The following is a 17838-nucleotide window of genomic DNA, read 5'->3' on the forward strand; positions in this document are numbered from 1 at the left end:
CCTCCGGCGGGTCGGCGGGGCCATCGACGAGTAGCCGCGGCCCGGCCGGGACCCGAGCCGGCGCGCCGCCGGCCAGGAACGGCTGTGCCACGAGGGGTCCGACCGCCGAGCGGACGCAGACCGCCCCGCCGCCGCGCGCCCCGGGGGCCGCCGGGATCAGCGTGTGGTGTAGCCGCCGTTGACGAGGAGGGTCTGGCCGTTGGCCCACCATCCGTCGGTCAGCAGCATCCGGACCCACGGCACGATGTCCTCGATCTTGGTGAGGTCACCGTCCATGGACGACGACTTGTGGTAGGCGATCGACTCGTCGTCCTCCGCCGGATAGAAGAACCCGGTGTCCATCGGGCCGGGGGCGAGCGCGTTGACCGAGATGTTGCGGCCGAAGAGCTCTTTGGACAGTGCCCGGGTGAAGTGCTCGACGGGGGCCTTGCTGCCGGCGTACGCCGAGTACAGGCCGGTGTAGGCGGCCAGGAGGGAGGTGACGATCGTGATGATCTTCCCGCCGTCCTCGATGCGCCGCGCGGCTTCGCGCATCACGAAGAACGCGGCCTTGGAGTTGACCGCGAACATGCGGTCGTACTCCTCCTCCGTGATCTCCGTCAGGGGTTTCTTCAGGACCATTCCGGCGGTGTTGACGCTGTAGTCGAGTTTCCCGAACCGGTTGACGACTTCGTTGAAGACCCGCTCGACCTCGGCGACCCGGGTCAGGTCGCCCTGGACCGAGAAGGCTTCCCCCGGACCGGCGTTGATCTCCGCGACGACGCCCTCGGCCTTCTCCCGCGAGGAGTCGCTGTTGTAGTGCACCGCGACCAGGGCGCCTTCCGCGCCGAGAGTGCGGCTGATCAGTCCGCCGAGGTTGCGGGACGCGCCGCCGACGAAGGCGACCTTGTTGCTGAGGGACTTGTCCGGAATCTTCGCCGTGTGCGCCATGGTGGCCTCCTCCGCCGTCCTGACCGGGCCCGCTGCCGCCCGTCGCGAGGTCACCACTCGCCACACCACCGCGTGACCGGGACCCGGCCTCTCCCGACGGGACACCGCGGCTGCCGCGCGGTGCGCGAAACGCTCACCGGACCATTGTCACGCCGACTCACCGCCGCCGCAGTGCGCCACCGCTACGACCGCCTGTGACCTGCTGAAAAAGGGTGGGGCGGCCGCTGCTTCCGGCCGGCCGCGGGTCCGGGGCACGCCGTACGGAGCCGTACCCGACCACTGAAGGGTGGTTCGAGCGGCAGGTGCGTCGCCCGCCTTCCCGCGCGGGGGTATGCCTGCGGGGTGGACCACCTAACGTTCCTCGTCGTAGCGGTGATCGTGACCTCCCTGGCGTTCGACTTCACGAACGGCTTTCACGACACCGCCAATGCGATGGCCACCTCGATCGCCACCGAAGCGCTCCGTCCGCGGATCGCGGTCCTGATCAGCGCGGTGCTCAATGTGGTCGGGGCGTTGCTGTCCACCGAGGTCGCCAGAACGATTTCCGGCGGCATCGTGAACGACGGCCTGGTCACCCCCGGCATGATCTTCGCAGGGCTGATCGGCGCCATCCTGTGGAATCTCGTCACCTGGCTCTTCGGCCTCCCTTCCAGCTCCTCGCATGCGCTGCTCGGCGGGCTGATCGGCGCCGCCTGGACGGGGGCGGGCCGGCACGCCGTGCACTTCGACCAGGTGGTGGCGAAGATCCTCGTCCCCGCCGTCGCCTCGCCGCTGGTCGTCGGGGTGGCCGTCCTGCTGGCCACCCGCCTCGCGTACCGCCTCACCGCCCACACGCCCGAAGGAGCGGTCACCCGGGGCTTCCGGCTGGGGCAGATCGCCTCCGCCTCGCTCGTCGCCCTCGCCCACGGTACGAACGACGCGCAGAAGACCATGGGCGTCATCACGCTCACCCTCATCTCCGTCGGCGTGCTGGGTCACGGCGCCGGACCTCCGCTGTGGGTCATCGTCACCGCGGGCCTGACCATCGGGCTGGGCACCTATGTGGGCGGCTGGCGGATCATCAGAACCATGGGCAGGGGGGTCACCGCGCTCCGCTCCCTCCAGGGCTTCGCCGCCGAAACGGGCTCCGCCACGGTCATCCTGACCTCCGCCCATCTGGGCTTCCCCCTGTCGACCACACAGGTCTGCGCCGCCGGAATCCTGGGCACGGGGCTGGCCGGGCGACCGGCCCAGGTGCGCTGGCGCACGGTCGGCCGCATGGTCATCGCCTGGAGCGTCACCCTTCCGGCCGCGGCCGCCGTCGGAGGGGGCGCGGCGAGCGCCGTGGTGCACGGCGGGCCCCTCGGCACCGTGGCCGTCACACTGGCCGCCGCCGCGCTCGCCGCGCTCATCGTCATCGCCTCCCGGCGCAACCCCGTCACCGCCGACAACGTCAATGTCCTCCCGGTCACCGCCGACTGCCCGGCCCGACGCTCACAAGTGCCGTAGCCCCGGCGGGACGGACGGTACGGAGCGCCCGGCCCGCCACCGCATCCGGCCGAACGGTGCGTGCGGCGGCGTGGCGGGTACGTCTCTGGTGGGCACCGGGCCCGGTCCCGGCGGCCGCCAGGTCCGGGAGAACACACCGTGGCCGTCACGACGCGCCCGGGTGGCGCCGGACGAGACGAGAGGACGGGCCGACGGCGATGGGCGAGGACAGCGGCGGCGGGACCGGCGGGACCAGCAGGATCAGCGGGAACTCCAGGGGCACGGGGATCGAGGTGCGGGGCTTCCGGCCGGGGGACAGTCCGGGGCTGGTGGCGGCATGGCGCCGCGGCATCCCGTACGACCCCATCACGCCCCGGCGGTTCCGCGACAAGGTGCTGCTCGACGCCAACTTCGATCCGCCGGGCCTCCGGGTCGCGGTACGCGGCGGCGAGATCGTCGGCGCCGCCTACGGAGTGCGCCGCCTCGTGGCGATGACCGGTACCGACCGGGAACCCGACCGGGGCTGGATCCCCTTCTTCTTCGTCGTCCCCGATGCCCGGTGCACCGGCCTCGGGCGCCGGCTGCTCACCGACGTACTCGACTGGCTGCGCGGTCTCGGCCGCACCCGCGTGGACTTCGCCTCGTACACCCCGCACTACCTGCTGCCCGGCCTGGACCCGGACGCGTACCCCCAAGCCGCCCGTCTGCTCGGCGAGTTGGGATTCCGGGCCCTCCACGAGGTCGCCGCGATGGACCGGAGCCTGGTCGGCTACCGGATGCCGGCGGCGGTGCTGCGGCGGGCCACGGACCTCACCGGCCTGGGCTACCGCTTCGCCACCCCCGCCGACGACGACCTGGTGGAGCTGCTGCGGCTCGCCGGGGACGAGTTCTCCCCCGACTGGGCGTGGGCCATCCGCAGTTGCCTGGCCGCGGGTACGCCGCTCGACCGGATCGTCACCGCACGGGCCCCGTCCGGCGCACTCGTCGGCTGGGCCATGCACGGCGCGTACGAGGGGCGGAACGAAAGGTTTGGGCCCTTCGGAGTGCTGGCGGAACAGCGTGGCACCGGGCTGGGGCAGGTACTCCTGCATCTGACGCTGGAACGCATGCGGGCACTGGGCGCGCACGGCGCCTGGTTCCTGTGGACGGCCGAGCACAGTCCGGCCGGACACCTGTACCGCCGGGCGGGCTTCCGGACGACCCGGACCTTCCGGGTGCTGCGATGGGAGGACACATGAGACAGGGCGAACGGCCGGGGCGGTACGCGGTGCAGGGCGGCCGGCCCCGGTGGCGGCGCACATGAGGCGGCGCCGGTTCCTCGTCGGACTCGCCGGTGCCGCCGCCGGCTGCGCCGCGCCCGGCGGCAGCGGCACGGGCCGCCCCGGCGACCCCGTCGTCCTGACCGTGCTGTCGCACTACGGAAGCGAACCGCTCAAATCGGCCTTCCAGAAGGTCCTCGACGAGTGGAACACCGGCCACGACCGGGTGCGCGTACGGTCCACCCCCGTCCGGTACGCGGATCTGCTGACCACCGCGATGGTCCGGCAGGCCGCGGGGCAGGGCGCCGACATCATCCACCCGTACACCCTCTGGGCCGGCCAGCTGACCCGGGCGGGCGTGCTGCAACCGGCGCCGCCCGAGGCGGCCGCGCTCATCCGGCACGGATTCACCCGGGCCGCCGTCACCGCCGCCTCCGTACAGGACACGGTCTACGGCTATCCCACCGAAGCGCAGACCTACGCCCTCTACTGCAATATGCGGCTGCTGCGGGCGGCCGGTGTGACCCGGCCGCCGCGCACCTGGCGCGAGCTGGAGCACGCCGCGTACGCCAGCGCCCGGCACGACGGCCACGGCAACACGCTGGTGCAGGGCTTCGGGCTGTCCCGGACCGAGGACGCCACCGTCGTGGGACAGACCCTGGCCCTGCTCGCCTCGTGCGGCGGCTCGTACCTCACGGCCGACGGGGGCCGGGCCGCCATCGACTCCCCGGCGGGGCGGGCGGTGGTCGGACTGGAGCGGCGGCTGATCGAACGGGGTGCCAGCAGTCCGGGCACCGACCTCTACCGGGCGTTCCCGTCCGGCCGGGTGGCGATGGCGATCAGCGCCGGCTGGTGGACCGGCAGCCTGAAGAACGCGATGGGGTCCGGCTACCGCGATGTCAGGGTGGTACCGGTGCCGGTACCGGCCGCGGGGGACCGGGGGACGCTCACCACCGGGTACCTCCTCGGCGTCAACGCCAAGAGCCGGCACCCGCGGGCGGCCTGGGACTTCCTGCGCTGGCTCAACAGCGACGAGGTGCGCGGGGGAGACGGTCTGCACACAGGAGACGGGGCACCCCCGTCGCGCTCCACCGGAACCGCACCGCGCCGGGACACCCGGCTTCCCGGCGTCACCCGGATGAGCGCCCTCCAGTTCTCCGTCGGCTCGATGACCGGCCGCAGCCGCGATATGCGGGCCCTGCTGGGCACCACCGGGGACGCCAACCTCGTCCCGTTCCTCGACGCACTGGGCTACGCGACCCCGGAACCGAACGGCCCGCACGCCCAGAAAGCCAAATCGCTGCTGCGCAAGAACATCGAGGAGGTCTGGACCGGGCGGCGGTCCGTGGACGACGCCCTGCGCACCGCCCGCCGGCAGATCGACCACGCACTGTCCGGCAACCCGTAGCCCGCCGTCCCCGAGGCTCCTCTCCTTTCTCTCGTACCGCTTCCGCAGAGAGGTGGTGTCCCCGCCCCATGGCCGCACCCGGCGGGCCGGCCCGGACCCGGCCCGGCAGCCGCCAGACCGCCGTCGCCTATCTGTTCCTGACCCCGGCCCTGCTCTTCTTCGCGCTCTTCCTCCTCCTGCCGCTGCTGTTCGCGCTGCTGCTGGCGCAGTCGCGCTGGGCGGGCTTCGACCTCGCCGACATCGAACCCGTCGGCCTGGCCAACTTCACCGGCCTCCTCGCCCACGGCGCCACGTTCCTGACCCCCGTCCTCACCAACACACTCCTGTACGCGCTGGGCACCGTCGTCCTCGCGACGGCCGGCGCGGTGGTGGTCGCCACCTGCATCAACAATCTGCGCTGCCAGGGACTGTGGCGCACGCTCTACTTCCTGCCGGTCGTCACGACGGTGGTCGCCGTCGGCAACGTATGGAAGTACATGTACGAGCCCGGCGGCCTGATCAACGGTGTGCTCAACGCCCTCGGGCTCGGGTCCGTGGCTCTGCTCCAGAACCCTGGCACCGCCCTGCCGGCGGTCGTCGTGGTGCAGGCGTGGGCGTCCCTGGGGACCGCGATTCTCATCCTCACGGCGGGGCTCAAGGCGATCCCCGAGTCGTACTACGAGGCGGCGGAGCTGGACGGCGCCCGGCCGTTCACCGTGTTCCGGCGGATCACCCTGCCGCTGCTGCGGCCGTCCCTGCTCTTCGTGAGCGTCACCCAGTTCATCGCCGGGTTGCAGTCGTTCGCGCTGATCATCGTCATGACCGGCGACGGCGGCCCCGGCGACGCGACCGATGTCGCCGCTCTGGAGATGTACCGGCAGGCGTTCACCTACGGCGACTGGGGCAGCGCGAGCGCTGCCGCCTTCACGCTCTTCGTCCTCATCCTGGCGATCACCCTGGTGCAGTTGTGGCTCTTCCGGCGGAAGGGGAGTGAGGCGTGAGATGAGGCGGAACCGTGGCACAAGAACGGACCGGGGCAGGGGACGGAACAGGGGCGCAAAGAGGTGCCGGGGTGGTGCAGGAGGGGAGCGGGGCCTGGTGCGCGGGCGTGTCCCCTGGCTCTCCTCTCTGGTGGTGGCCGTCGGCGCGGTCGTGATGGTCGTGCCGTTCCTGGACCTGCTGATGTCGTCCCTCAAGGGGTCCGGCGAGTACGGCAGACTGCCGTACCGCTTCCTGCCCGAGGCGTTCGACCTGTCCAACTACCGCACCGCGTTCCAACGGCTGGACCTGCCCCTGCTGTTCCGCAACAGCACGGTCGCCACCGCGGTGATCACCGGCTCCACGCTGCTGACCTCGTCCCTCGCGGGTTACGCGCTGGCCAAACTCCGCTTCCCGGGGCGCGAGTTGATCTTCCGGCTGGTGCTCGCGACGATGATGTTCCCGCCGTTCCTCTTCTTCATCCCGCACTTCCTGATCCTGGTGCACTGGCCGCTGGCGGGCGGCAACGACCTCCTCGGCAGCGGCGGCGCGGGCCTCACGGTCAGCCTCGCCGCCCTCGTCATGCCGTTCCTGGTCTCCGGCTTCGGGATCTTCCTGATGCGGCAGTTCATCGTCGCGATCCCCGACGACATCCTGGAGGCGGCCAGGATCGACGGAGCCGGGGAGTTCACGCTCTGGTGGCGGATCGTGGTACCGCAGACGAAGCCGGTCGCCCTCACCCTCGCCCTGCTCACCGTCGTCAACGCCTGGAACGAGTACATCTGGGCGCTCCTGGTCTCCACCGCCAACCCCCGGCTGATGACACTGCCCGTCGGCATCCAGTTGCTCCAGAGTTTCCTCGACCCCGACCGGATGGTGCCCGTCATGATGGCCGGACTGGTGCTCAGTTCCGTCCCGGTCCTGCTCTTCTTCCTGCTGCTCCAGAAGCACTACCTCCGCGGGGTCGTGCTCAGTGGGCTCAAATAGGGCCGAGCCGGGGCGTGCGGGACGGTGCTGAGTGCGCATAGTGCGCCCCCTGTTCACTCTTTCGAGTTATCCCCACGGGCGGCAGCGGCTGCCAGCATTGCCGACGGCACGCAGCGCGTCCGGCCCTTCCTGGTGCCGTTCCTGCCGTCCCGCCGCAGGTCAGACGCATTCCGGCGGGCCCATCGTCGAAAGGAATCCGGCATGCGACCACGCGAACTCTCTTCCGCCGACCGGGAGCTGACCACACCGCCGCGGCGCCGGCTGCTCGGCCTGGCCGCCGTCGCGCTGGCGGGTGCGCTGGCCTTCGCCGCCGCCGCACCGGCCGGCGCGGCCACCGAGCTGCGGATCAACGGCTGCGGCTGGAACGGGAGGAGCTCCGGCAACCACCCCTATTACGAGCACTGCGCGACCAACACCAATGTGTGGATCCAGGTCAAACGATTCCCGCGCGGCAATTACCACCGCTGCGTCGGTCCGGGCAAGACCGTCCTGGACTCCGACGCGACGGGCGCCTGGTACGACAGCGGCTACCAGGGCGGACTCTGCAAGCACCCCGGAGACACCGGACCCTGATGCCGCGTCGGCGCACGTCCGCACCTCGTGATCGGCCGCGGCAGCGCGGCCAGGGCTGATCCGTCGGACGAAGGCCGGTGCCGGGTGAGTGCAGGCTCCGGCCCGGCCGGTCAGGCGGAGCGCGTCATACCGTGCGCCGGTGATCGGTGACGAGTTCGTCGAGCCGGCGACGGGCGTGGGCGGCGCGTACCGGTTCGGCCGCCGAGAGGTCGGCCGGTGCGGGCAGCAGCGCGGCCAGGCCCCAGGCCCGGCCGCGTGCCCACGTCGCGTCGTCGACCGACAGCGTGGTGCGGAAGACGTCCCGGGCCTCGCCGGACAGGACCGTCCACGCGGCGATCAGATCACATGCGGGATCGCCCACGGCCAGGGTGCCGAAGTCGATGACGGCGCTCAGCCGGCCGTCGACGGCCAGCAGGTTCCCCGGAGCGGGGTCCCCGTGGATCCAGACGGGTGGGCCGTGCCACGCCGGTGCCGTCAGGGCCGCCTCCCACACGGCGGTCAGCGCGTCGGTGTCGACCAGGCCCGCCAGGGCCGCGATGCCGGGACGGAGGCGCGTCTCCACCACCGCGGAGTCCCGCTCGTCGCCCACAGGCACACCGCGAAAACCGTTGCTCCACTCGGGCGGCGGGCCGTCGGTGGCGTCGATCCGCTGGAGGGCCGCCAGGAAACCCGCCAGCTCGGTCGCCGTTCGGCACGGATCGGCGAGGTGCTCGGGGGTCGCGTTCTCACCTTCGAGCCACTGGTAGACGGACCAGGGGAGGGGATAGCCCGCGGCGGGGCGTCCCTTCGCGAGCGGGCGGGGGACGGTGAGCGGCAGCTGCGGGGCCAGGCGCGGCAGCCACCGCTGCTCCCGCTCCACCTGCCCGGCCCATCGGGAATAGCGGGGGAGCCGCACGGACATCTCCTCGCCGAGGCGATAGGTCACGTTGTCCACCCCCGGCGAGGGGACCGGCGCGAGCGGCAGGTCCGCCCACCGGGGAAACTGTTCCGCGAGCAACCGGCGCACGAGCGCCTCATCGATACGCATCTCGACGGAAGACGTGTCATCGGCGGACAATGCATCACTCCTCGGAATGTCCCGCGCGGGGTTCCGCACCCCGTTGGGTGCCGGCGGACGCCTGATTCCACCGGCCGGGCGTCTGTCCGTCCACTCGATTTCCGGCGTACGGAATGCATTTCCGGCACCCGGAGTGCACGGCGCCCGGCCGGAGAGCTGACGGAACGCGGCAATGCGTCTCTCCGCATCGCGCAATGTGGAGAGACGCGATGCGCACTACGGGCAGCCGCGAGCGGCACACGGTGAGCGGGGCCGCCGCGGCGTCGGGCGTCAGATCGCGTGCTGCCAGACGGTGAGCATGTAGGCGCCGTACCAGCAGCCGAAGAGGGTGGCGGCGGTCAGGACGATGACCGTGGTGCGCCGGTGGGCGCGGGCCAGGGCGCGGGCGGCCGGGACGAGGAAGATCACCGCGGGGATCAGCAGCCGGAGCTTGGAGTGGTAGTAGTTGCTCTGGCCCAGCGTCAGGATGACGATCCCGGTCCCGTACACCACCAGCGGCGGCCAGGCGTCACGCCGCCAGGCGAGGACGGTGGCGCAGAGCAGCGCGAGCAGCAGCACGGCGGTGCTGACGGGGATCCAGCCGTCGCTGTGGGCCAGGGTCCGGCCGAGGAAGGCGAAGAAGGCGGCGCCGCCGTCCCAGTGGGTGCCCCACCCCGCCTTCTGGAGGGTGAACCACGCGTCCAGATGCCCGGTCCGCTGCCCCACCCACCACAGATAGGCGGGCGTGCCGACGCAGCCCAGGGCGACCGCGGCCACCGGCCGCCAGGTGATCCGGCGTTCGCGCCGCAGATGCAGCACCACGGCGACCACCAGCGCCAGCACCACCGCCGCGGCCGCCGGCCGGGTGAGGCCGGTGAGCAGGGCCAGCACACCGGCGGTGAGCCAGGCGCGGTGGTGGGCGGCGAGCAGCGTGCCCGCGGCCAGCGCCAGGAACAACGACTCGCTGTAGGCCATGAAGAAGGACACGGCCATCGGCTGAGCCCCGGCGAGCAGCACGATGCCGATGGTCGCCGTGCGCCGCCCGTAGAGCCGTGCCAGCAGCCGGTGGACGACGATGAGCGTGGCGATCAGTGCCAGATGGGCGCCGACGACGGCCGCGAGGTCGTGATCGAGGCCGGTCAGCCCGTGCAGGGCGCGGATCAGCAGCGGGTAGAGCGGGAAGAACGCCAGGTTGTTGCCGGTGAGCTGGCCCTGCGGGGTGTAGGTGAGCGCGTCGGCGTAGCCGTCGGCGGCGATGCCGACGTACAGCCCGCCGTCCCAGGCGAGCAGCCGGTTACGCAGTCCGGGCCCGCCGGGCGCGGTCATCGCGGACAGCAGCACCAGGTGCACGATCGCCGTCAGGGCGTAGACCGCCAGCGCGGGCCGCACGGCGCGGTCGAGGCGCCGCAGCCGTCCGGCGAGCCGCGAGGCCGAGGGCGCCGCGGCGGCCGGGACCGAGGAGGCGGCCGCGGGCGCGGGCACCCGCGTGGCGGGCCCGTCGGCGGCGGACTTGGCGGACCCGGCGGAGGCGGCCGTGGATGTGCCGTCGGGTATCGGGTCCGTATCGCCCGGATCCGGGTCGGCGGCGCCGGGTACGGACCGGTGCGCGCCGGGCTGTCCGGGGAGGCGCGGGGCAGAGGAGGAAGGAGGCATGGTTTCCGGGGTGGGTGGGGGAGTGGGTGGGACGGAGTGCCGGGCGGCGACGGGCCACGGGGCCCGTGGACCGCGCGGTGCGGGCGCGTCAGCGCGGAGGCGGGCCGCTCCCGGACCGGACGCCGTGCCCCGGTCCCGGCGGGAGCGTGGGACCGCCGGGCGGTGCGGTGCCCATGGGCGGTGCGGTGGTGGCGGGCGGTCCGGTCGGGGTACGGCCCGGGGCCGGGCACCGCGAGGCACCTTCGGTCCGTGGCGCCGTGGGCTCGGCTGTGGGGTCGGGGAGGCGGCCGTCGGAGGCGGGGGCGCCGCCGGAGGGCCGGTCGGCCGGGACGGCGGGCGGAACCGGTGCGGTACCTCCGGAGAGGGCGGCCACCGGGGCGGCCACGCCGTACAGCGCGGCCGGTCCGGCGCCGGCGGTGAGCCATCGGCCGCGCCTGCGCCACCGGCCACGCGCGGCGATCACCCGGATGTCCGGGGGTGTCGTCCGGCGCTCGGCCGACAGCGCAGCCCGGCGCAGCGCCGCCGCCACGGGGTCGTCGCTCTCAGGCATCGCGGCCCTCCCCGGAGCGCGCGGGCCGGCCGAGGTGGCGGCCGAGCGTGGTCCTGGCTCTGGCGAGATGGGTCTTGACGGTGCCGACGGCCAGACCTGTCTCGGCGGCGATCTGCTCCACCGGCAGGTCGCACACGTAGAACAGGGCGGCGCAGTGCCGTTGCCGCGGGGGCAGCCGCCGCAGTGCCGCCGCGAGGTCGACCGCGTCCGGTCCGGGCTCCGCCGTGGTCGCGGGGTCGGCACGCCCGATCCAGGCCCGCAGCCCGCCGCGTACCGTGCGCCGGCGGCGGACCGCGAGCCGCCAGGCGACGGTGCGCACCCACGCTTCGGGGGCGCGCTGCCCGTCCAGCCGGCGGCGTTTGCTCCAGGCCCGGACGAAGGCTTCCTGGACCGCGTCCTGGGCCTCGTGCAGGTCGCCGGTCATGACGTACAGCTGGCCGGTGAGTCGGTGGACCGAGTGCGTGTAGAACTCCGTGAACTCCTCCTCGGTCAACGTCGGCTCCTTGCGAGATCGGCTTCTGATGGGAGTAGGCCCGGGAGGGCAGGCCGGGTTGACGCGACGAGACGCAGATCACGCGAGAACCGTGCGGCCCGCGCGTCCTGTCAGCAGCGCAGGTCAGCGCGTGCCCGTACGGGTGGTGGATGCCACGGGCCGGTGCCGTACCCACCTGGCATGCAGCTTGACACGAACAGACGTCCGAGGCGCCTTCGGCCCCTTGTGCGCTCCGCACGGTCCCTCTGCTATCGGTGGCGGGCGATGTACCAGTACACCGAGCTCGGGCGCGCCGAGGGAGCAGCGGGTGTCCCGGAGGGCAGGTTGCGCCCCCTGGTACCGATGGTGCGTGTTCCCCGTGGAGCGGTGGTGAGCCGTGCGCCTGGACGGGGCTGAGTACGGCTACTCAGGCACGTTAGGCACCTGACCGCTGGTCGCGGCAGAGCCCCGACGGGTGGGATCGGTGCATGGAATCAGAGCTGCCCACCTCGCCGGATTCCCGGTCGGCCGGGCCCCGGGCCGGGCGCTTCCTGGTCAGTACGCGGCGGTGGGGGATCTGCCTGGCTGTCGCCGCGCTGCTGTGCTGGGGAGCGGTCGCCGTCAACGGCTTCTTCGTGGAACTCGGCGGCGGGCCGGTGCGGTCCGCCGCCGAGTTCCACGAGCGCGACACCCGGACCCGGCAGGCCGGTGGCCGGCTCGGCGCGGAGCTGCGGCTCGGAAAGCTCGTCGACCACGCGGCCGACACCAGCGTGACGTGCACGAGGGGTCTCGCCGCGAACGGCCCCGGCGAGGCCCGCGACGAGCCCTCCTACGAGTGGGAGGTCGCCTTCGGCAGGCGGGCGGACTACGTGGCGGAGGTGCGGCGCCTCCGGGCGGAGTGGTGGGAGCGGGGGTGGCGGGTACACGACGGGCGCTCCGCCAAGGGGCTGCCGGTCGTCAGCGGTACCGACGAGTCCGGCATCGACATCGGCCTCGCCATCGACCCCGACAGCTCCCGGCCGAAGATCTGGGCCGACGGAGGCTGCATCCGGCACCATGTGCGGGACCCGGCCGCCACGCCGTGAACGGTGCGCGTCGCCGCCGCCCGGCCGGGCGACACGGGCCTGACCCGTAGGGACGGCGGCCGACGCGGATGGTGGGCGGATGGAGCAGGGGCGGGCGTACGGCTCCGTATGCGTTGCTCGCCGGCCAGCTGCGTATGCGCCGCCCCCCCCGTGGGCTCCCCGTGTCCGCATGTGGCGGCGGTGCTGCTCGCGGGGAACCCTTGGACGGACCCGGACCCGGACCCGGACCCGGACCCGGACCCGGTCTTGGTCTTGGGCTGGGGCCGGGGCTCGGGCGGGTCCGGTCGGGGGCCTCGGGTCAGGACTGGGGCCGTCGACCGTGATTGGCCGCCTTCCTGCGATGTGTCTTCTTCTTGCGGCGCCGCTTCGATGACATGTCGCGTCCTCTCTCTCCAAGATGCTTTCGTCCGATACATACCCTTTCATGTGGGGATCTCGGCGGCGAGCGCCATACGCGGAGAAGCCGTGCGGGGTGCCGGGGCGGGTGACGAATTCGCGTGGCGGCGGTTCTCGCCGGCCCTGGAGTCCTGGTCGCGACAACGCCGGAGGTCCAAGGGGGCGGTCGCGCAGGGGCGACCGTCACCCGTGACTGCCGGGGGTGCCGCGGTTACTCGGTGCCGGGCGTCTTGCGGGTCGTGACGTTCATGCGGTTCCACGTGTTGACCGTGAAGATCAGCGCGATCAACTGGGCGATCTCCTTCTCCCCGAAGCACTCGGCGGCCTCGGCGTAGACCGCGTCGCTCACGCCCTCGGGAAGCAGCGTGACGGCCTCGGTGAGTGCCAGGGCCGCGCGCTCCTCGACGGTGTAAAGGCTCGACTCCCGCCAGGCGGTGAGCTGGTAGATCCGCTCCTCGCTCTCACCGGCCTTGCGGGCGTCGCGCGTGTGGTAGTCGATGCAGTAGGCGCACTTGTTGAGCTGCGAGGCACGGATCTGGACCAGTTCGAGAAGGACGGGATCGAGACCGTCACGGGCGGCCGCGTCCAGGGCCAGTACGGCCTTGAAGACCTTCGGGGCGACCTGGGAGAAGTTCATGCGCTCGGAAACCTGAAAAGTTGTCATGCCGCGACTCCAGGAAACCGATCGCCCCTCGGTATGGTGCATTTCCGTGGACAATTCTTGGGGCAATTCCTCGGAGGCGGGCATCACGACGGCGGCGGGCGGCACGCCGGAAGCGGATGCCGCGACGGGGGCGGGTGCCGATCTGCACCTCGTGCTGACGGGGCCGGGCGGCATCCGCGCCCGGTTGATGAGGGCGCTGCGCGAGGCGATCGACTCGGGCCGGCTGGCACCGGGCACCCGGTTGCCGCCGCACCGCACCCTCGCCGCCGACCTGGGCATCTCCCGCAACACCGCCGCCGACGCGTACACGGAACTCGTCGAGGAGGGCTGGCTGACCGCCCGGCAGGGGTCGGGGACGCGGGTCGCGCGCCGGGCTGTGCCCCTCGACGTGGGATCGGCACGGGCACCGGTCCGGCCGACCCGACGCCGTCCCGCCTATGACCTCATGCCCAGCTCGCCCGACGCCGCCGCCTTCCCCCGCACCGCCTGGGCCGCCTCGGCGCGGCGCGCGCTGACGGCCGCGCCCAACGACGCCTTCGGGGTCGGCGACCCGCGCGGCAGGATCGAGCTGCGCCGGGCCCTGGCCGAGTATCTTGCGCGGGCCCGCGGGGTGCGCACCGAGCCCGCGCGGATCGTCGTCTGCTCCGGATTCGCCCACGCGCTCCGGTTGTTGTGCTCAGTGTCGTCGGTGCGGGAAGGGCCGATGGCCGTCGAGGCGTACGGCCTGGCCTTCCACCGCGAGCTGGTCGCCGAGACCGGTATCCGCACGGTTCCGCTCACCATCGACACCCACGGCGCACGGATCGACGAACTGCCGGGCACCGGTGCGAAGGCCGTCCTGCTCACCCCCGCCCACCAGTTCCCCACCGGAGGCCCGCTGCACCCGGAGCGGCGCGCGGCCGTCGTCGACTGGGCGCGGGCCGCCGGCGCCGTGGTGCTGGAGGACGACTACGACGGCGAGTTCCGCTACGACCGGGAGCCGGTCGGCGCCCTCCAGGGCCTCGACCCGGAACACGTCGTCCACCTCGGATCGGTCAGCAAGAGCCTGTCCCCTGCCCTGCGGCTGGGGTGGATGGTCCTGCCCGGTCGGCTCGTCGACGACGTGCTCGCCGCCAAGGGAGCCCGCGAGATGTGGTCGGGCGTCGTCGAACAGCTCACCCTCGCCGACTTCCTCACGAGTGGTGCCTACGACCGGCATCTGCGCCGCATGCGTCGGATCTACCGGCAGCGCCGCGACCGGCTCGTCGCCACCCTCACCGAACGGGCACCCCATATACGGGTCAGCGGCATCGCGGCGGGACTGCACGCCGTACTCGAACTCCCGCCCGGCACCGAGCAGGATGCCCTGCGCGGCGCCCGCCGCCAGGGCCTGGCCCTGGACGGCCTCACCCCCTACCGCCACCCCGACACCACGATGCCCGCCCGCGACGGCCTCGTGCTCGGCTACGGAACCCCGGCCGAGCACGCCTTCACCGCCGGGCTCGACGCCCTGTGCCTGGCGCTGCCGGATCCCCACGAGGGCCCGGACCACCGGGACCCGGCCCGGCGCGGCTCTCCGCCCCTCCTTCGGCGCAGCGGGGTTCCGGAGGTTCGTGCGGCGCGGCGGTAGGAGGGGGGAACGGCACCGGCCGGTGCCGTTGTGCGCACGGCGGGGTCTTGCCGGGCGCCGGCGCGCGAGCGCTTGGGGCCGGGTGAGGCGATCGAGGTGAGTAGGGCAAGTGAGGCGGTGCGGGCAGGTGTTGGTGATGTGGTGATTCCTGAGCCCGCCAAGTGCTCTGTCCGGCCCCGGATTTCGGCCATCTGCGGTGGTGGGGGTGGGCTTCGTATCGGCGTTCGGGCCGCGCGGCGGTGTGGCCCGTGTGGGGCTTTCGTGCGGCTGGGGCGGCTGTGTCGCGTACGGCCTTGCCGGGGGACCCGCCTCGCGGCTTCGGTTGCCGCCCCTGGCGTGTGTTGCCGCTTCGGGGTGGGGCGTGCCGGCGGCGGCGTGAAAGTGCCCCCGAATGAATGGCATTACCAACCGATGGTTGTTACATGACCATCTCTTGACTAATGTCGCTGTGGTCGGTCGGTGACCGGCTGTGATGCGGAGCGTTACCCGGCCGTCCCCGTCGGCCGGGCGTTCGCCACCGGCGACTCCGTCCCTGCCGGACATGAGTGAGACCGTCCGGCAGGAGCAAGACCGTCCGACACGAGCAAGTGCGCACCACCACGAGAAAACCGGGGGGCACGCCACATGGCGTGCCACGCCCGGTCCATCCGGCGCGTGCCGACACCGGGCCAACCTCAGGCTTGCCGGCATCAGTTGGTCCCCGTACAGGCATGCGCCCAACTTCGCGGAGGATACCGTGAACCATCCGAACCGGCTACGCACGGCCATCGACGCACCCGGCACCACGCCCCTGATCGGGGTCTTCGACATGTTCTCGGCCTCGGTCTCGGCTCAGCACTACGACGGGATGTTCGTCTCCGGCTTCGGCTTCGCCGCCTCCCACTACGGACTGCCGGACATCGGGTTCATCGCCTGGCCCGACATCGTCGCCTTCGTCCAGAGACTGCGGCTGGCGTTCCCCCAGCAGCACCTCCTCGTCGACATCGACGACGGATACGTGGACCCGGAGACGGCCTGCCACGTCGTCCAGCAGCTGGAGGCGAGCGGCGCGTCCGGGGTGATCCTGGAGGACCAGAAGCGACCGCGTCGCTGCGGGCACGTGGAAGGCAAGCAAATACTGCCCCTGGAGGAGTACCTGGAGAAGCTGGAGATGGTGCTCGCGGCCCGCCGTGATCTGCTCGTCGTGGCCCGTACGGACGCCACGGAGGAGAGCGAGATCCTCCGCCGCGCCAAGGCGCTGGCCGCCACCGATGCCGATGTGATCCTGGTCGACGGCGTGCGCAGCGTCGACCGGATCCGTATGGTCCGCGAGGTCATCGGCAACAAGCCACTGCTGTTCAACCAGATCGCCGGTGGCAAGTCTCCCCGCCTGTCCCTGTCCGAACTCGGCGAACTGGGCGTCGACGTCGCCATCTACAGCACCCCGTGCCTCTTCGCCGCCCAGAGCGCCGTCGACCGTGCGCTGGCCGACCTCAAGGCCGCCGACGGACGGCTCCCCGAACCCACCCCGGAAAGCGTCGGCGTGCCCGAATGCCTCGCCCTCCTGGAGCGCAACCTGAGCCGCCATCACCCACCGGTCCCGGCCTCGTGAGCGTGACTCCGTAACGCACCGGCCGGGCGCGCGTCCCGCGGGCGATGCCCGCGCACGCGGGCCCGGCCGGGTACCTCACGCGGACCCGGCCGGGCAGCAGTCCCGGCCGGGCCCGCCCGCCGTCCGGAAGGTGCTTGTCCATGCGCATAGTCCGCGGGCCGCTGCGCCGCGTCGACTGGTACATCATCGCCCTGCTCGCGGTCATCGGACTGGCCGCCCTGCTCCCGGCCCGGGGCCCGGCGGCCGACGGGCTCGGCTGGGCCACCAAGGCCGCCGTGGCACTGCTGTTCTTCCTCTACGGCGCCCGGCTGTCCCCGAAGGCGGCGTACGAAGGGCTGCGCCACTGGCGGCTCCATGTGCCGATCCTGCTGCTGACCTTCGCCGTCTTCCCGCTGCTCGGGCTGACCGTGCTGCTGCTCCCGCCGGCCTGGCTCGGCCCGGGGCTGACCGCCGGCGTGCTGTTCCTGTGCCTGCTGCCCTCCACCGTCCAGTCGTCCGTCGCGTTCACCTCCATCGCCCGCGGCAATGTGACGGCCGCGGTCTGCTCCGCGACCTTCTCCAGCCTGCTCGGCCTGGTCATCACTCCGCTGCTCGCCGTGCGGCTGCTGGGCACCGGGCAGGAGGCCGGGTCGCTGATCTCCGCCGGGCAGGCCCTCGGCATCCTCGTACAGCTCTTCCTCCCTTTCGCGCTGGGGCAGTTGGCCCGGCCCTGGATATCCGCCTGGGTCACGCGGCACCGGCGGCTGACCGTGCTGTGCGACCGGGGCTCGATCCTGCTGGTCGTCTACGCCGCCTTCAGCCAGGGCGTGACCGCCGGAATCTGGCACCAGGTCCCGCCCGCGCGCCTGCTCGCGCTGGTCGCCATCAGCCTGACGCTCTTCGCCGCCACCTTCGCGCTGGCCCACGGCGCTGCCCGACTGCTGCGTTTCTCCCACGCGGACCGGGTCACCGTGGTCTTCAGCGGCTCGCAGAAGAGCATGGCCAGTGGCCTGCCCATCGCCGCCGTCCTCTTCCCCGCCTCGGAGGTCGGCATCATCGTGCTGCCGCTGATGATCTACCACACCAGTCAGCTGCTGATCTGCGCCGCGCTCTCCCGCCGCTGGTCACGTGCCCCCGTCCTGCCGGACACGGCTCCCATCCATACGTCACCGCCCGCCGCCGCCCGTGCGGCGGGCCCGAACGGATGACTGGGGGCGGGTCC

16 protein-coding genes are annotated in these 17838 nt (G+C 72.5%); 10 read left to right on the forward strand and 6 right to left on the reverse strand.

Annotation, left to right across the window (positions count from 1 at the left end):
• Positions 1–156: 156 nt before the first annotated feature.
• On the reverse strand, positions 157–930 hold the full coding sequence (locus ACLJWH_RS27875) for an SDR family oxidoreductase (RefSeq protein ID WP_411144517.1): 774 nt from the start codon (positions 928–930) through the stop codon (positions 157–159).
• Positions 931–1272: 342 nt separating this feature from the next.
• Between ACLJWH_RS27875 and ACLJWH_RS27880 the strand changes: the two genes are divergently transcribed.
• The 6 genes from ACLJWH_RS27880 (at position 1273) to ACLJWH_RS27905 (ending at position 7581) form a co-directional block, all read left to right on the forward strand.
• Entirely contained in the window at positions 1273–2418 is a 1146-nt protein-coding gene (locus tag ACLJWH_RS27880; protein ID WP_411144518.1) for an anion permease, read from the forward strand.
• 197 nt (positions 2419–2615) lie between these two features.
• Positions 2616–3635, forward strand: coding sequence for a GNAT family N-acetyltransferase (locus ACLJWH_RS27885; protein WP_411144519.1), 1020 nt, complete (start codon positions 2616–2618; stop codon positions 3633–3635).
• A 61-nt stretch (positions 3636–3696) separates the two neighbouring features.
• Positions 3697–5064 carry an extracellular solute-binding protein gene (locus ACLJWH_RS27890; RefSeq protein ID WP_411144520.1) on the forward strand — a complete coding sequence of 456 codons (1368 nt, stop codon included), beginning with the start codon at positions 3697–3699 and terminating at the stop codon, positions 5062–5064.
• Positions 5065–5132: 68 nt separating this feature from the next.
• Positions 5133–6044 carry a carbohydrate ABC transporter permease gene (locus ACLJWH_RS27895; RefSeq protein ID WP_411144521.1) on the forward strand — a complete coding sequence of 304 codons (912 nt, stop codon included), beginning with the start codon at positions 5133–5135 and terminating at the stop codon, positions 6042–6044.
• Between the two features lie 97 nt (positions 6045–6141).
• Positions 6142–7008, forward strand: coding sequence for a carbohydrate ABC transporter permease (locus ACLJWH_RS27900; protein ID WP_411144522.1), 867 nt, complete (start codon positions 6142–6144; stop codon positions 7006–7008).
• 201 nt (positions 7009–7209) lie between these two features.
• On the forward strand, positions 7210–7581 hold the full coding sequence (locus ACLJWH_RS27905; RefSeq protein ID WP_411144523.1) for a DUF6355 family natural product biosynthesis protein: 372 nt from the start codon (positions 7210–7212) through the stop codon (positions 7579–7581).
• A gap of 124 nt (positions 7582–7705) precedes the next feature.
• On the opposite strand, the gene ACLJWH_RS27910 is transcribed toward ACLJWH_RS27905, so the two are convergent.
• The 4 genes from ACLJWH_RS27910 to ACLJWH_RS27925 all read right to left on the reverse strand — a co-directional run bounded on the left by ACLJWH_RS27910 (position 7706) and on the right by ACLJWH_RS27925 (position 11313).
• The gene (locus tag ACLJWH_RS27910) at positions 7706–8638 is read right to left on the reverse strand and encodes an aminoglycoside phosphotransferase family protein (protein ID WP_411144524.1); all 933 of its coding nucleotides are present in this window, start codon (positions 8636–8638) and stop codon (positions 7706–7708) included.
• Positions 8639–8908: 270 nt separating this feature from the next.
• Positions 8909–10270 carry a hypothetical protein gene (locus tag ACLJWH_RS27915; protein ID WP_411144525.1) on the reverse strand — a complete coding sequence of 454 codons (1362 nt, stop codon included), beginning with the start codon at positions 10268–10270 and terminating at the stop codon, positions 8909–8911.
• A gap of 88 nt (positions 10271–10358) precedes the next feature.
• Positions 10359–10820, reverse strand: coding sequence for a hypothetical protein (locus ACLJWH_RS27920; protein WP_411144526.1), 462 nt, complete (start codon positions 10818–10820; stop codon positions 10359–10361).
• Positions 10813–11313: a SigE family RNA polymerase sigma factor gene (locus ACLJWH_RS27925; protein ID WP_411144527.1), complete on the reverse strand. Its 501-nt coding sequence runs from the start codon at positions 11311–11313 to the stop codon at positions 10813–10815. Before ACLJWH_RS27925 ends, ACLJWH_RS27920 begins: the two co-directional genes overlap by 8 nt.
• Before the next feature lie 467 nt (positions 11314–11780).
• On the opposite strand from ACLJWH_RS27925, the gene ACLJWH_RS27930 reads away from it, so the two are divergent.
• Positions 11781–12377 carry a hypothetical protein gene (locus ACLJWH_RS27930; protein WP_411144528.1) on the forward strand — a complete coding sequence of 199 codons (597 nt, stop codon included), beginning with the start codon at positions 11781–11783 and terminating at the stop codon, positions 12375–12377.
• 607 nt (positions 12378–12984) lie between these two features.
• On the opposite strand, the gene ACLJWH_RS27935 is transcribed toward ACLJWH_RS27930, so the two are convergent.
• Positions 12985–13437 (reverse strand): carboxymuconolactone decarboxylase family protein, encoded by a 453-nt coding sequence (locus tag ACLJWH_RS27935; RefSeq protein ID WP_411144529.1) that lies wholly within the window; start codon positions 13435–13437, stop codon positions 12985–12987.
• 46 nt (positions 13438–13483) lie between these two features.
• On the opposite strand from ACLJWH_RS27935, the gene ACLJWH_RS27940 reads away from it, so the two are divergent.
• From ACLJWH_RS27940 to ACLJWH_RS27950, 3 genes are all read left to right on the forward strand, one after another.
• The gene (locus tag ACLJWH_RS27940) at positions 13484–15046 is read left to right on the forward strand and encodes a PLP-dependent aminotransferase family protein (protein WP_411144530.1); all 1563 of its coding nucleotides are present in this window, start codon (positions 13484–13486) and stop codon (positions 15044–15046) included.
• Positions 15047–15782: 736 nt separating this feature from the next.
• The gene (locus ACLJWH_RS27945) at positions 15783–16637 is read left to right on the forward strand and encodes an oxaloacetate decarboxylase (protein WP_411144531.1); all 855 of its coding nucleotides are present in this window, start codon (positions 15783–15785) and stop codon (positions 16635–16637) included.
• 140 nt (positions 16638–16777) lie between these two features.
• Complete coding sequence (locus ACLJWH_RS27950; protein WP_411144532.1) at positions 16778–17824, forward strand: bile acid:sodium symporter family protein; 1047 nt, start codon at positions 16778–16780, stop codon at positions 17822–17824.
• Positions 17825–17838: the final 14 nt, after the last annotated feature.

The sequence above is a fragment of the Streptomyces sp. x-80 genome, assembly GCF_046549095.1.
GTDB classification, from domain to species: Bacteria; Actinomycetota; Actinomycetes; order Streptomycetales; family Streptomycetaceae; genus Streptomyces; species Streptomyces celluloflavus.

Bases quoted from the DNA above. Each gene is read 5' to 3' on its own strand.
- ACLJWH_RS27875 (WP_411144517.1), bottom strand. From the start codon at position 930: ATGGCGCACACGGCGAAGATTCCGGACAAGTCCCTCAGCAACAAGGTC.
- ACLJWH_RS27885 (WP_411144519.1), top strand. From the start codon at position 2,616: ATGGGCGAGGACAGCGGCGGCGGGACCGGCGGGACCAGCAGGATCAGC.
- ACLJWH_RS27890 (WP_411144520.1), top strand. From the start codon at position 3,697: ATGAGGCGGCGCCGGTTCCTCGTCGGACTCGCCGGTGCCGCCGCCGGC.
- ACLJWH_RS27895 (WP_411144521.1), top strand. From the start codon at position 5,133: ATGGCCGCACCCGGCGGGCCGGCCCGGACCCGGCCCGGCAGCCGCCAG.
- ACLJWH_RS27905 (WP_411144523.1), top strand. From the start codon at position 7,210: ATGCGACCACGCGAACTCTCTTCCGCCGACCGGGAGCTGACCACACCG.
- ACLJWH_RS27915 (WP_411144525.1), bottom strand. From the start codon at position 10,270: ATGCCTCCTTCCTCCTCTGCCCCGCGCCTCCCCGGACAGCCCGGCGCG.
- ACLJWH_RS27920 (WP_411144526.1), bottom strand. From the start codon at position 10,820: ATGCCTGAGAGCGACGACCCCGTGGCGGCGGCGCTGCGCCGGGCTGCG.
- ACLJWH_RS27930 (WP_411144528.1), top strand. From the start codon at position 11,781: ATGGAATCAGAGCTGCCCACCTCGCCGGATTCCCGGTCGGCCGGGCCC.
- ACLJWH_RS27935 (WP_411144529.1), bottom strand. From the start codon at position 13,437: ATGACAACTTTTCAGGTTTCCGAGCGCATGAACTTCTCCCAGGTCGCC.
- ACLJWH_RS27950 (WP_411144532.1), top strand. From the start codon at position 16,778: ATGCGCATAGTCCGCGGGCCGCTGCGCCGCGTCGACTGGTACATCATC.